The organism is Flavobacterium ginsengisoli (assembly GCF_029625315.1).
GTDB classification, from domain to species: domain Bacteria; phylum Bacteroidota; class Bacteroidia; order Flavobacteriales; family Flavobacteriaceae; genus Flavobacterium; species Flavobacterium ginsengisoli.
In genome coordinates this window covers 2,629,460-2,643,231 of record NZ_CP121110.1, presented here as the reverse complement: position 1 = coordinate 2,643,231, position 13,772 = coordinate 2,629,460, and the positions used below count along the sequence as shown (strand labels likewise).

Here is a 13,772-nt window from a genome sequence, read left to right as displayed (position 1 = left end):
GTTTGATTCGGGTTGTATTATAATACTAATGGAACTTGTCTGAATTCGTCTTCTTCGTTGCTTTCGATTCCTAAAGCTTTGTAGATATATTGGAAAGTAGATAATAACTCAGGTTTTCCGTCAACCAAAGCTACATCGTGCTCAAAATGCGCACTAGGTTTTCCGTCAGCAGTCAAGATTGTCCAGCCGTCTTTTAGTTGTTTAATGTTTCTAGTCCCCATGTTAATCATTGGTTCGATTGCTACGACCATTCCTTCAACAAAAAGCTTTCCTCTTCCTCGTTTTCCGTAATTTGGCATTTCTGGTTCTTCGTGCATTTTTTGTCCGACACCATGTCCGACCAATTCACGAACTACTCCGTAACCGTGAGCTTCAGTATATTTTTGAATCGCATTTCCAACATCTTCTACACGATTTCCAGCTTTAAATTCTCTAATTCCAACGTAAAGAGATTCTTTAGTGACACGTAAAAGTTTTTTAACTTCTGGTGCAACTTCTCCAATTTCGAAACTGTACGCATGATCTCCGTGGTAACCATTTTTAAAAGCGCCACAATCAACTGAAATAACATCACCACTTTTTAGAGGAATATTATTAGGAATACCGTGAACAACCTGAGCATTTGGGCTCATGCAAAGCGAATTCGGGAAATCGTACAATCCAAGGAAACTTGGAACTGCACCGTGATCACGAATAAATTCTTCGGCTAATTTGTCAAGATATAATGTGGTTACTCCCTCTTTAATTTCAGAAGCAATCATTCCTAATGTTTTTGATACGATTAAAGCACTTTCGCGCATTAATTCGATTTCTTCTCTAGTTTTTGGATAATCATATTTTTCCCATTTTCAGTTGGCAAAAATACAATTTTTATCTCATTTTTTGCGCAAAATTTTTAGCCACGAATTTCGCGAATTTGCACAAATGATTTAGTCAAAGATTTTACGGTAAAAGCAATTGGTGAAAATTGGAGGAATTCGTGGCAAAACTAATATCTCCAAAAAAAAGCAGTAAATTAGTAATACAAACGCTTATAATTATGGAAACTATTATAGATCGAGATATTGCCAAAGTAAAAGCTCTTAAGAAAATGAAGAGAAATGCTTTGGGACTTTTGGGTATTGCAGTACTGTTGTTTTTAATCGCTATTTATTTTAAAATTCCGATGCTGCAGGCTTTTAGCGAAGCGGCTATGGTGGGCGGAATTGCCGATTGGTTTGCTGTTGTGGCATTATTTCGACATCCGATGGGAATTCCGATTTGGCATACGGCAATTATTCCTACCAAGAAAAATGAAATAGGAGAGAATCTTGGGAATTTCGTTTCTGAGGAATTTCTGGATCGAGAAAAAATGGAAATTAAATTGGATGAATTTAATTTTGCGGTGAAAGCTTCAGATTGGATTTCGCACGAAGAAAATGCTAATAAAATAGCAAATGTTGTTACAATTAATGTTATTCCTGGAATCTTACGAACGATTAAAGATGAAGATGTAAAAAGATTTATTCAGGTTCAATTTAAAGAAAAAATAGAAGGAGTTAATTTCGGAAATTGGGTTGCTGTTGCTTTAGAACCTTTGCAAAAAGGAGAATTGAAAAATCAGATGCTGACGAATCTTCTCGAAGTAATGAGCACTGAATTGACTAATAATAAAGATTTAATTAGACAAAAAGTAAAAGCTTCGACTCCACTTCTAAGTTTTGGACTGGCAGATAAAAGCATTACCGAAGGTGTTTTTAATGGCTTACAAGATTTTTTAAATGAAGCCAAAAAGCCAGAAAGCGCAGTTCGTTTAAAGATTGATGAATACATTTTTAATTTCTTAGAAAAGGTAAAGAATTCAGAAGAAATGAGAATTAAAATTAATGATATCATTTTGGGTTTTGTCGGAAAAAAAGAAGTTCAAGATTACATCAACGGAATTTGGGACGAAATTAAATTATCCATTACAAACGATTTGAGTAAAGGCGACGATTCTTCTATTAAAAATAGCATCGCAGGGTTAATTCAGACTTTTGGAAATGGAATTAAAGAAGATGCAATAATGATTGATAAGATCAATAATTTCATTAAAAATGATTTATTATCAATTCTTTTAAATAACAAAAAAGTGATTGGGGATTTAATTTCTTCAACTGTAAAAAGTTGGGACGGAAAAGAAGTTTCTGAAAAACTAGAATTAGAAATAGGAAAAGATCTTCAATATATCAGGATTAACGGTACATTAGTTGGTGGTGTTATTGGGCTTATTATTTATGGTGTGGAACAATTGTATCATTTATTTTTATAATGTGACACTCGTAAATTTTGTTGTTTCGACGAAGGAAAAATCTCTACAAGTAGTCCACAACGATAAGCCAATCTTTGTAGAGTTTCTCGCGAAGATTTCTCCTTCGTCGAAATGACAAAATAGAGATCAAAAAAAGAGGCAAATTTTTAAAATTTGCCTCTTTTTATATAAAGAAAAATATTTTCTACAATAATGAATGACAAGTCATAGCATTTGGTTGCTGAACTCCCATTAATTCTAAAATTGTTGGAGCAATATCACCTAAAACACCATCTTGAATGCTTTTAAGTTGTTTGTCAACTAAAATAATCGGCACTGGGTTTGTTGTGTGAGCTGTATTTGGAGATCCGTCAGGATTGATCATTGTTTCGCAGTTTCCGTGATCTGCAATTACAATTGTAGTGTAATCGTTAGCAAGAGCAGCATCGATAACTTTTTTCGCGCAAGCGTCAACCGCTTCACAAGCTTTAATTGCGACTTCCATAATTCCAGTATGGCCAACCATGTCACCATTTGCGAAGTTTAAACAAACGAAATCAACTTCACCTTTGTTCAATTCTGGAACAAGAGCATCAGCCAGTTCGTAAGCGCTCATTTCTGGTTTTAAATCGTAAGTTGCTACTTTTGGAGAGTTTCTTAATATTCTAGATTCGCCTTCAAAAGGAGTTTCTCTTCCTCCAGAGAAGAAGAAAGTTACGTGAGGATATTTCTCTGTTTCAGCAATTCTGATTTGTTTTTTGCCAGCTTTTTCTAAAACCTCACCAAGAGTTTCTGTGATATTATCTTTATTGTAAACCACTTTTACGTTTTGATATGTCTCGTCGTAGTTTGTCAATGTTACATAATATAAGTTTAGCTTGTGCATGTTTTGCTCGTGGAAATCTTGCTGAGAAAGTGCTTCAGTAAGTTCGCGCCCTCTATCTGTTCTGAAGTTAAAGAAGATTACAACATCACCTTCTACAATAGTTGCAAGAGGTTTTGCATTAGCATCAACCATAACAACTGGTTCGATGAATTCGTCAGTAACGTCTTTTTCATAGCTTTCCAAAACACTAGAAACGGGATTTGTTGATGGAGTTCCAACACCGTTTACTACAAGATCGTAAGCTAATTTTACACGTTCCCATCTTTTATCACGGTCCATTGCATAGTAACGACCAATGATAGAAGCGATTTTTACAGGAGTATCTTTAATATAATCTTCAAGATCATGAATATATTTTGCTCCAGATTTAGGGTCAACATCTCGGCCGTCTGTAAAAGCGTGAATGTAAACTTGATCCAAACCATACTCTTGAGAAGCATCGATTAATCCGCGAAGGTGTGAAGTATGTGAGTGAACACCACCATCCGAAACTAATCCTAAAAAGTGTACTTTCTTATTGTTGTCTTTAGCGTAAGTAAAAGCATCAATCAAAACTTGCTCTTTTGCTAATGTTTTATGCTCTACAGCTAAATTTATTTTGGCTAAATCTTGGTATACAATTCTTCCTGCACCCAGATTCATGTGTCCAACTTCGCTATTTCCCATTTGTCCTTCTGGCAAACCAACATTTAATCCGTCAGTTCTAAGTTGTGCACTTGGGTAGTTTTTATAAAGACTGTTTATAAAAGGAACATTTGCATTGTCTATTGCAGATACTTTAGGGTCAGGAGATTTTCCCCAACCGTCTAAAATCATAAGGATAACTTTTTTGTTCATTACTTTTTGTTTTCTACAAAGATAAGTCATTTCTAAAAATAGGTAAGAAACGATTGTTACATTTATATTTAATAAAATGAAGCTCGATAAAAAATATTAATTTAATCGCAGAAGCCTTTATTTTTTAAAATTAATTCACCCTAAGCTCTTTTTCTGACTTTATTTTTGACGGCGTTGTAGTCAATAAAATATTTTACACTAATAGAAAAAATATGTTTTAGAGCATCATTATTTAATAATCCTGCAACATTATGTCTGTAGTCTTTATCAATAACTCGTTCAAAATTAGTCGCATTATTTCGGTACAAAGCAGAAAGCTGACTACCTGGGGCAAACCACCAAGAATAAGATAAATCGGCATTCCAAGAATAAAAACTTGAATTTTTATTGTTGGTATACTGCGGATAAGGATTAAGATCTCCATTTGAATCTAAAATTAGAATGTCTTTATTATCGGCATAAGACCAATATTGACGGACAGCTAAATTTATTGTCATGGCACTGTTTACAGCATATTTGCCTCCTAAAGTATTAGAATAAGTGATAACATTTCTATTTGCAAAAATAATATCGTTTGGAGTTGTTGCATTATTGTCGCTATCAATTTGATCGATATAACCTTTATTGTTGTTTTTTCTAATATAACTAAAGAAGTAGTTTAGCAAAAGCTTATCGCTGAAACGATATCTCGGACCAATATCAAAACCATATGTAAGACGATCAGATTGGTCAAATACATTAAAAGTGCCATTTAAATCTATTGCAAACTTATGATTGTAGTTGGTAGAAATGCTTCCCCAAGTGTCTATTCTTCTCGGAATTGCAACATATCTGTTCGCAGCACGCGGTTCATAATAATCGTAAGTTTCTAACGGATAAAAAGTAATTCCGGTTCCGTAATAGTTGTTTTTTACGGTTGTAAGGTTTAAATTGGCATTGACGCTATTATCCTGTAGTTTTCCAGATTCTTTATTGAATTCGGTATACATATTATAATTAATCCTAAAAGTATTAAAACGTTTCGTTGGATTTAGGATTCTATAATTGGCATTTCCGTAAAAATTATAATAATTAGTGTAGAAATTAATACCCAAATCATTGGGATCGTAATCTTTTGTAACAAAATCTGAGCCTATGCTATATCTGTAGTTTCCGCTCGTTTCGGCCAAACCAATTGTAGAATAAACCCCGTTTTTGTCTTGAATATCGTTTATCATACTGTATTTAACATTTCCATACAAGCTATAGGTATTTGCTTTGGTGTTTAAGTCCCAAGCTAAACCAGTGACATTTGCATCTCTAACGTGGCCATTTCGAGTTACATTGGTATTGATAAAAGTAACCGACGAGTTTTTTCTAAAACGCTGGTCCAAGACCAATACATTATAATTCGTAAGCGGTTCAACGATTACTTGTCTCGTTTCGCCACTTTCTGTGTTTTTTATAGTAGCAAAAGTTTTTTCCGTCACAGCATTTAGAACTCCAATTCCGAGTCCGTCTTTTGTTCTTCCCGATAATTTTAAGGCGTTCACCAAATTTACAGCAGCGGGCAATTCTGTAATTTCTTCATTTTCATTTAGCGAAGGATCAATTGATGGTGCGCCTCCAATTCTTCGTGAATAAAATATATTCCCTTTGCTAAATAAGTCCGTCCCTTCTGTAAAAAAGGCTCTATTTTCGTTAAACTGCTGTTCAAAAGGACCAAGATTTAAAATCTGATCGTCATATTTTGTCTGTCCAAAATCTGGAATTAAAATAGCATCAACAGTAAAAGCATCTGTTATGCCGTATTTAATATCCATTCCTCCTTTAATTGTTCCGTATGTTTTTTGTCCGTCAGAAGCATTCAGATAATAAGAAGCATAAGGCATAAAAAACAAACGAGTAGGAGGTTTTATGTTTTCAATTCCTTCTAAAGTTCCTGCTTGCTGCGTAAAAGTACCAATCTTTCTATCGACAAAATTCCAAGTATATTTATAGCGATCGCGTTTGATTTCTCTAAAGAAATTAATTCCCCAAATTTGTTTGTTTTCTCCAGAAAAGCGTAGAGCTGAATACGGAATTTTCATTTCAACAATCCAACCGTTTTCTGTCAAAGAAGCTTTACTGATCCAAACAGCATCCCAAGAATAATCTTCCCCATTTGCATCGGTCATAATGCAATCACCTTGAACATCGGCTGCAGAAACATAAAACATAAAATCCTGCTGTCCGTCATTAAAACCATTTATAAAGACGCCAAAAAGATCTGCTGTTCCAAAATTATCACGCTGCGAGATTTCTTTTAGAATCTTAGATGGTTCATTGTCATACATCATTGCGCCAATATAAATTGCATCATTATTATAAATGACTTTAACTTCGGTACGTTTCTCGTACGGAATAGCTTTACCATTGTCTGGTTCCAGCATGATAAAATCTGTGGCAATTGGCACATTTTCCCAAGCAGGTTCGTCTAGTTTTCCATCAATAGAAATAGTATGAGAAGTTACTTGCGCCTGAATTGATTTTTTCTGGCCATAACTCAACATGGAGCATAATAGAAAACTGAGGAAAATAATTTTTTTCATTGAATTTTTTGATGCGAAATAAATGGCAAATGTATTTTTTATAGAAGCAATAGACTAAATTTTATTCTATTTGTTACAGTTTATATTTCAAGATTTCCATTTTTGTTCGTATTTTTTTAAGAAAACGGGTTAAAATGTTATGAATTTAACTATAAGATAAAATCTTACAGAAATAGTGTTTTTTATGTTAATAATGTTAAAGTTTAAGTAAAAAAGGCCTGAAAATCAGGCTTATATTTTGCAAGGTGTGATTTTTTTATATTTTTGCGATACCCAAATTTTTGTTTAACCTAAAGAAATTCAATGATTTACAAAATTTATCCGTTATTTGTGTTTTTGCTATTGTCTTTTGGAAAAGATTCAAAAAACACAGCCGATCTTAAAAAAAATGCCACTGTAAAGACGATTGCTAAAGTCGAAAAAGTTACAGTAGATTCTAAAATCGAGAGCGTTTATAACTCGCTAAATTCAAACAATTTTAAAATGCCTGAATTTAAAACTTTCACAGAAGCTTTAAAAGGATTTTATTTATTGAAAGAAAGAGGAGTGATCAAGAAAAATATCTTAACACTAATTGATTTTAGTTTGTCATCAAACACTAAGCGTTTGTGGGTGATCGATTTAACTAGTAATACAATTTTGTTTAATTCTCTTGTAGCTCACGGAAGAAATACTGGAGAAGAATTTGCTTCAGCATTTTCAAATCTTAATTCATCATTTAAAAGCAGTTTAGGATTTTATGCGACTGGCGAAATTTATCAAGGAAAACATGGTGCTTCTTTGCGTTTAGATGGTTTAGAAAATGGCGTAAATGACAACGCTCGCGAAAGAGGTGTTGTAATGCACGGCGCAGACTATGTGTCTGAATCTTTCATCAGAGATCATAAAAGATTAGGTAGAAGCCAAGGCTGTCCTGCAGTTCCAGTTGAATTGACAAATGAAATTATTCAGTTAATAAAAGACAAATCGTGTTTATATATTTACCATCCATCAAGAAGTTTCGAGATGGAAGAGAGGTTAATTTCTTAATTTCGCATATAAATCCGAATCTAAATCATAAATATCAGCTCTGAAAATGAGCTGATTTTTTTTGCTCCATGCTGTCCAATACCATTGGTACAAAGCATACTTTTTGGTAATCTTAAAACTCATGGTTGTTTTACTTGCAATAATAGTGTCAATTCTGTCTTGAGGCCAATTTCCGTCAACATCTAATATGTGTTGAGCCAATTCCAGCGGATTTTCAACGCGAACACATCCCGAACTCATAGAACGATTATTGCGTCCAAAAATACCTCGGTGATTTGTATCGTGCAGATAAACACTGTGATGATTTGGAAACAAAATTTTCATTAATCCCAACGAATTATCATAACCAGGACTTTGTACATAACGATAATTGTTGGGTTTGTTTTCATTCCAAGCCATTGGAGAAACTACTTTTCCAGAAGTATCATAAATCGTAATATTTTTATTAGCCAAATAATTGCGATTTCTTTTCATTGCTGGAACAACATCTTCTTTTAGAATTGTTGGAGGAACAGTCCAAGTCGGGTTAAAAACAACTGTTTTTAGGTAAGAAGTAATAATTGGTGTTCTTCTTTTGCTAGTTCCAACTACAACATTTCTAACCAAAGTTGTATCATTACTTTCAACAACATTTAAGCTGTAATCAGGAATGTTTATAATAAAATAGTTTTCAGCTAATTCTGACGGATACCATCTCCAACGCTCCAAATTAGCAATTATCTGTTTTTTTCTATCTTCCTTAGAATGGTTTAAAGCGCGAATAGTTCCAGCTCCAATAACTCCATCTGAAGCTAAACCGTGCCTTTCTTGAAATCTTTTTACAGATTCGAATGTTTTTTTGTCGTAAATCTTTGTAAGACTATCTTTTCCAGACATGTCGTTCCAATACAAAAGCCTTTTTTTAATATTAACTAAAGCAGGATTTGTATCGTTTAAAACGATTTTATCGACAGATTCAATAGTTTTTACATTGTCATCTGGAAAAGTATTTATGATTTCAAGTGCTTTTAGTAACTCTTTGTAAATTTGAGTTTTAGGTTGAATGTTCTCAACAATGCTGTCTAGTTTGTTTTTGTTGAATCCTTTAATTAATACAGAATTTACATCAAACTCTTTTTCATCTAAATCCCAGTTGGTGTATAATTTTTTGGGGTCTAACTTTCCCTTATATAAATGATTTAAATATTTTTCAAAATTATAAGTCAGCAAAACATCATAAGAAGCCAAGTCTTTATCGCTGAGTGAAGCAATTTTACTCTCGAATTTTTTAAGTTGAGATATTTTGTAATCCTCTGGTTCTAAGCCCAATTTATCTGATTCTTCTAATTGTGATAAAACAAAAGTTCTCTTTTTAAGATTTCCCCATATTGTCTGATTTTCAGACCCTATATAAAATTGTTTTAAAGTTTCGCTTTTATAAGTGCCAATTATTGCAGTATCAATTTCAACTTTTCTTTCATCAGTAAGTATAATTGCTGGTACCGTTTTTTTTATAATAGGTGTAAGTTTTGGGCTTTCTTTTTTGCAGCCCACAAAAAGACATATTACTACTAAAGAGTAAAATTTTTTCATTTTATAATTTTTTAAACATCAAATAATGTTCGCCAACATCTTTAATATCAAATGCTTCACCTTGGGGCTGGTAATTCATTTTTTGATAAAAGCCTACAGCGGCTGTTCTGGCGTTAAACCAAATCAAGTCGACTTTGTTTTCATTGCAGTAGGTTTCGCAATGCTTTACCAAAGCTTCTCCAAATCCTTTTTTCTGATGAGTGTCTAAAACAGCCATTCCGCGAATCTGCGCTTGATTTTGTGCGGCAAATATAGTGTTGATTTTTTCAAATAACGAAATAATTCCTATTAAATCTTCATCATCAAATAAACCAAAATGATGAGTAGTCTCTAAATCATCTCCTTCAAACATGCAACTTTCGATAGGTTTTCCTTTTCTTAAAACAGGTTGGCGAACAGCATAAGTCTCTTTTGATGGAATTTCTTTAATTGTGATCATAATTTTTTTAAAAATATTGCATTTATAACTTTTTAATTTTAAATCAGTTATAAAAAAATGTTGTTTTTCATTAATTTTTTTTGCTCAAAAGCTTGTTTTGAACTGAACTTTCTTTCTATATTTGCACAACCAATGCGAAAGTAGCTCAGTTGGTAGAGCTCCAGCCTTCCAAGCTGGTTGTCGCGAGTTCGAGCCTCGTCTTTCGCTCTAAAAGTAAACACGTTTTACTTTTGTGAAAATAAATTTTTTGATTTTTATTTTGTTTTAAAAATTAAATTTTTTAAGTTTGCACCCGATTAATGCGAAAGTAGCTCAGTTGGTAGAGCTCCAGCCTTCCAAGCTGGTTGTCGCGAGTTCGAGCCTCGTCTTTCGCTCTTCAAAAGCCTCAAACATTGTTTGGGGCTTTTTGTTTTCTATTCTTTTTAAAAACCATATAAGTGATTTAAGTTGAAGTAAGTTTTTGAATTTAGCTTTTAAATGAACTTATATGACTTATATGGTTTTAAAATTATTTCAGATTGCTTAAGTCGCTTTCTGTTTCTAACTCTGTCGGAATTTCGTTTTGTCTGAATAAACGAGCGGACAAATCTCCTTTTAAAGTGATTTTTTCGCCTTTAACTTCTAACCAGCTTCCTTCTCTTAATCCTAAAACTGGAATAGAATTGAATGCATGAAACTCTTTAATTCTGGTTTCGCGAGTTTCCCCCATGTATTTAGATTGTAAATCGGCATCTAAATAATGCGGATTTAAGTTGAATGGAATTAATCCTAGAGTTTGAAAGCTTGGCGGATAAATAATAGGCATGTCGTTTGTGGTTTGCATCGACAAACCGCAAATATTGCTTCCTGCACTAGATCCAAGATAAGGAGTTCCGTTTTTTACAGTTTCAGAGAGTAACTGCATAATATTGTTTTTGTAAAGTTGAGTAACTAGTAAAAAAGTGTTGCCTCCGCCTGTAAAAATTCCTTCTGCATTTTTGACCGCGTCTTGCGGATTTTCAAATTCGTGAATTCCTTTAACATCAATGTTGATTGTTGCAAAAGCTTCAGTCGCTTTTTTTGTGTATTCGTCATGCGAAATTCCACTAGGACGCGCATACGGAATAAATAAGATTGTTTTGCAGTTTTTAAAATGTGTTTTTAGCGTAGGCAAAATATATTCTAAGTAGTTGCCTCCGTGCAAGGTAGAAGTGCTTGCAATAATAATGCTTTTCATGGTTTTTAAACTCAAATTTTGTTTGTTAAAGATATTAAAAACTCTGTTTTTGTTTAAGTTTTTAATGGTTTAATTAACATATTTTTACCAAGTTCTTAATATTAAATTTGGAAGGACTTGAGATATTTTTACCGTTTTAAGAATATTTCTAATTTATTTTATTTTGTTTCAAAAAATTACTTGTTTTTTAATTGTCGTGGCGAGCCAAGCTTGTTGGTCTCAAAGTCAGGATCGTTCTGTTTTTAATGGTAAAGTAGTTTCGAATACCTCCGATTTAGAGGGTATTTATGTAATTAATGCACAAACAGAAGAAACAGTAATGACAAATTCATCTGGATCTTTTTCTATTTCAGCAAAAGAAAATGATGTTCTGGTTTTTTCTTCGATAAGCTTTAAAGAAAAACGAGTTTTGCTGAAACAAGAGGATTTTTCAAACCTTAATTTTACGGTTAGCCTTAGTATGGTAATGTATCAATTGCAAGAAGTTGTTGTGAGACGATATGACAATATTAATGCTGAAAGTTTAGGGATAATTCCTATGGGGCAAAAGAAATATACTGCAGCAGAGCGCAAATTGCAGACCGCAACGGCATTAAATCCGACAGCAAATAGCGATTCAACGGCTGAAGGTTCTCTTATGGCTGGAGGTTCTATTTCTGCAGATCCTTTGCTGAATTTTTTCTCAGGAAGAACTGCTATGCTTAAAAAAGAAGTTGCAGTTGAGAAAAAGGAATTTTTCATGAAACTTTTGGAAAATATGTTTAGTCTGGACCATTTTATTGATCGATTAAAAATTCCAGCAGACTATGTGAAAGGTTTCGAATATTATGCTATTGAGAATGATAAATTTACTGTTATTTTGAATTCTAAAAATAAAACTTCTACAGAGTTTCTTTTAGGAGAATTGGCTGTAAAGTATAAAGAAATGATTGCTGGTGAGGGGAAGTAGGTTTATATCGATTATTGTTTTTTTTGTTTTTGTTCAGATTGGTTTTGGGCAAAATAATGGTGCTAAACTTTTGGTAGGAAAGGTACAGGAGCAGTCGACTCCGGTTGAAGGGGTAAATATTATAAATAACGCGACACAAGCAGCTACGATTTCAGATTTTGATGGTAATTTCTCGATTGCAGTGCGCGAAGGAGATGTTTTGGTTTTTTCCGCTGTAAATTTAGAGCCTGTTAAACGTCGAATATCTGCAGAAGATTTGACTGTTAGTTCTTTAGTTGTAAAAATGACTGCTAAAGAAGTTGAATTAAAAGAAGTAGTAGTTAATGAAAATGCTAACATAACGGCTGAAAATTTAGGGATTATTCCCTACGGGCAAAAAAAATATACACCTGCTGAGCGAAAAGTTTATACCGCCACTTCAACTTCGATTGATAAGCTTTTGAACAAGATTTCGGGACGAACTGCAATGCTAAAAAAAGAGGTCAATGTAGAGAAAAAAGAAATGCTTTTTAGAAAGTTAGAGTATCTTTTTGATGAGAATTATTACACAGATCGATTGAAAATTCCGGTAGATGATATTAAAGGATTTCAATTATTTTGTGTCGATGATACTGAATTTGCTGTATCTTTGAATACTAAAAACAAAACAATGAGTATGTTTTTAATCACAGATCTAGCAAGAAAATATCTAACAATTCTCGAAAATGAAAAATAAATTAGGAGTACTCGTTGTCTGCTTATTTTGTCAATTTGTATTAGGACAAAACGGTTTTAGGAAACCATTACACGGTCAGGTTATAAATGATTTTTTAGCCATAGAAAGTGGTTATGTAATGAATATCAATGCAAATGTTAGGACATTTATTGGTGCTGGCGGTTTGTTTGATATTGTTGCGCAACCAAAAGATACTTTACTATTCTCTGGCCTCACATTTCAATCAAAAAAAATAGTTTTAACTGAAAAAGATTGTGCTGAGATTCTTTTGAAAGTAAAATTAGATTTGGTTAACAATCAGCTTAAAGAAGTTGTTGTTCATAAAGAATTAAAAGTAAAAGCGTTACAAGGTGGTTCGCAGAAGTATGTAGATATGCAGTTTGAGGACGATAACCAGTCTACAGCGAAAAATAATGCAATGATGTCGGATCAGACTATAAAATATGGAACTGATTTTGTTCGAATTTTTAAAGATGTCAAAAAACTTTTGAGTAAAAAAGACGAAGTAAAAGACGAAGAAGTTACAGATATTGCTTTTGTAGAATATGCTAAAGACAATTTTAAAAAAGACTTTTATATTAAGACGCTTAATTTGAAAGATGATGAAATTGAACTTTTCTTAATGTACTGCTCAAACGATCCTCGTTCTAAACAATTAGTAGATCCAGATCAGAAGTTTCAATTAATGGACTTTATGATTAATAAGAATAAAGATTTTAAGAAAGCTGAGGCTACTCAAAAATGAAAAAAAGTTAATTTTCCCTTTGCTGGGGCTTTTGTTTATATTGTCTTCTGCATTTGCTTTTCATAAATTTTATGTAGGTGTTTTTCAAGTAAATTATGCGGCAGAAAAGAAGATGCTACAAATTACTTCCCGCATTTTTATTGATGATTTGAATAATGCAATGGAAAAAAAGTATCACAAAAAGACGTTTGTTGGTACAAGTAAAGAGACTCCAGCAGATGTTGAATTATTAAAAAAATATTTATCAGAACACTTTTTAATTAAAGTAAACGGGCAATCAAAAGTGATAACTTTTTTATCTAAAGAAGTTGAAGCTGACGATGTTTTGGTGTGTTATTCTAGAATTAAGGATATAGATAAGTTTAAAACACTTGAAATTTCAAATACGATTTTGGTAGATTGGAATTCAGAACAGCAAAACATTACACATATTTCAGCATTTGATACCAAAAGAAGTGTTCTTTTTACAGAATCTTCAAGGAAAGAATTGTTAAAATATTAATGTATTGGTAAAATTAATGTTTTAATTACTATTTTCACAGCCT

12 protein-coding genes and 2 tRNA genes are annotated in these 13,772 nt (G+C 32.8%); 8 read left to right on the top strand and 6 right to left on the bottom strand.

Annotated elements, in window-relative coordinates:
* Nucleotides 1–17 precede the first annotated feature (17 nt).
* Complete coding sequence (gene map, locus P5P87_RS12310) at nucleotides 18–800, bottom strand: type I methionyl aminopeptidase (protein WP_278022723.1); 783 nt, start codon at nucleotides 798–800, stop codon at nucleotides 18–20.
* Nucleotides 801–1,039: 239 nt separating this feature from the next.
* On the opposite strand from map, the gene P5P87_RS12305 reads away from it, so the two are divergent.
* Nucleotides 1,040–2,290, top strand: coding sequence for a DUF445 domain-containing protein (locus P5P87_RS12305; protein WP_278022722.1), 1,251 nt, complete (start codon nucleotides 1,040–1,042; stop codon nucleotides 2,288–2,290).
* Between the two features lie 184 nt (nucleotides 2,291–2,474).
* On the opposite strand, the gene gpmI is transcribed toward P5P87_RS12305, so the two are convergent.
* Nucleotides 2,475–3,992: a 2,3-bisphosphoglycerate-independent phosphoglycerate mutase gene (gene gpmI / locus P5P87_RS12300; protein ID WP_278022721.1), complete on the bottom strand. Its 1,518-nt coding sequence runs from the start codon at nucleotides 3,990–3,992 to the stop codon at nucleotides 2,475–2,477.
* 140 nt (nucleotides 3,993–4,132) lie between these two features.
* Entirely contained in the window at nucleotides 4,133–6,562 is a 2,430-nt protein-coding gene (locus tag P5P87_RS12295; protein WP_278022720.1) for a DUF5916 domain-containing protein, read from the bottom strand.
* Between the two features lie 303 nt (nucleotides 6,563–6,865).
* Between P5P87_RS12295 and P5P87_RS12290 the strand changes: the two genes are divergently transcribed.
* Nucleotides 6,866–7,591, top strand: a complete 726-nt coding sequence (locus P5P87_RS12290; protein WP_198854379.1) for a murein L,D-transpeptidase catalytic domain family protein — start codon at nucleotides 6,866–6,868, stop codon at nucleotides 7,589–7,591.
* Here the strand turns inward: P5P87_RS12290 and P5P87_RS12285 are convergent.
* Together P5P87_RS12285 and P5P87_RS12280 are read right to left on the bottom strand one after the other, a co-directional pair.
* Nucleotides 7,580–9,163: a L,D-transpeptidase family protein gene (locus tag P5P87_RS12285; RefSeq protein ID WP_278022719.1), complete on the bottom strand. Its 1,584-nt coding sequence runs from the start codon at nucleotides 9,161–9,163 to the stop codon at nucleotides 7,580–7,582. The genes P5P87_RS12290 and P5P87_RS12285 overlap by 12 nt on opposite strands.
* 1 nt (nucleotide 9,164) lies before the next feature.
* Nucleotides 9,165–9,602: a GNAT family N-acetyltransferase gene (locus P5P87_RS12280; protein ID WP_278022718.1), complete on the bottom strand. Its 438-nt coding sequence runs from the start codon at nucleotides 9,600–9,602 to the stop codon at nucleotides 9,165–9,167.
* A gap of 134 nt (nucleotides 9,603–9,736) precedes the next feature.
* Between P5P87_RS12280 and P5P87_RS12275 the strand changes: the two genes are divergently transcribed.
* Both P5P87_RS12275 and P5P87_RS12270 read left to right on the top strand, forming a co-directional pair.
* Nucleotides 9,737–9,809, top strand: a tRNA-Gly gene (locus tag P5P87_RS12275).
* Between the two features lie 94 nt (nucleotides 9,810–9,903).
* A tRNA-Gly gene (locus tag P5P87_RS12270) sits at nucleotides 9,904–9,976 on the top strand.
* A gap of 134 nt (nucleotides 9,977–10,110) precedes the next feature.
* Here the strand turns inward: P5P87_RS12270 and pepE are convergent.
* The gene (pepE, locus tag P5P87_RS12265; RefSeq protein WP_278022717.1) at nucleotides 10,111–10,818 is read right to left on the bottom strand and encodes a dipeptidase PepE; all 708 of its coding nucleotides are present in this window, start codon (nucleotides 10,816–10,818) and stop codon (nucleotides 10,111–10,113) included.
* 163 nt (nucleotides 10,819–10,981) lie between these two features.
* On the opposite strand from pepE, the gene P5P87_RS12260 reads away from it, so the two are divergent.
* The 4 genes from P5P87_RS12260 (at nucleotide 10,982) to P5P87_RS12245 (ending at nucleotide 13,729) form a co-directional block, all read left to right on the top strand.
* On the top strand, nucleotides 10,982–11,767 hold the full coding sequence (locus tag P5P87_RS12260) for a carboxypeptidase-like regulatory domain-containing protein (RefSeq protein WP_278022716.1): 786 nt from the start codon (nucleotides 10,982–10,984) through the stop codon (nucleotides 11,765–11,767).
* 70 nt (nucleotides 11,768–11,837) lie between these two features.
* Nucleotides 11,838–12,482: a carboxypeptidase-like regulatory domain-containing protein gene (locus P5P87_RS12255; RefSeq protein ID WP_340696680.1), complete on the top strand. Its 645-nt coding sequence runs from the start codon at nucleotides 11,838–11,840 to the stop codon at nucleotides 12,480–12,482.
* Nucleotides 12,472–13,227: a BamP family beta-barrel-assembly machinery protein gene (bamP, locus tag P5P87_RS12250; RefSeq protein WP_278022714.1), complete on the top strand. Its 756-nt coding sequence runs from the start codon at nucleotides 12,472–12,474 to the stop codon at nucleotides 13,225–13,227. The genes P5P87_RS12255 and bamP overlap by 11 nt, the downstream gene beginning before the upstream one ends.
* Before the next feature lie 40 nt (nucleotides 13,228–13,267).
* Nucleotides 13,268–13,729: a DUF6702 family protein gene (locus P5P87_RS12245; protein ID WP_278022713.1), complete on the top strand. Its 462-nt coding sequence runs from the start codon at nucleotides 13,268–13,270 to the stop codon at nucleotides 13,727–13,729.
* The last annotated feature ends 43 nt before the right edge of the window (nucleotides 13,730–13,772 follow it).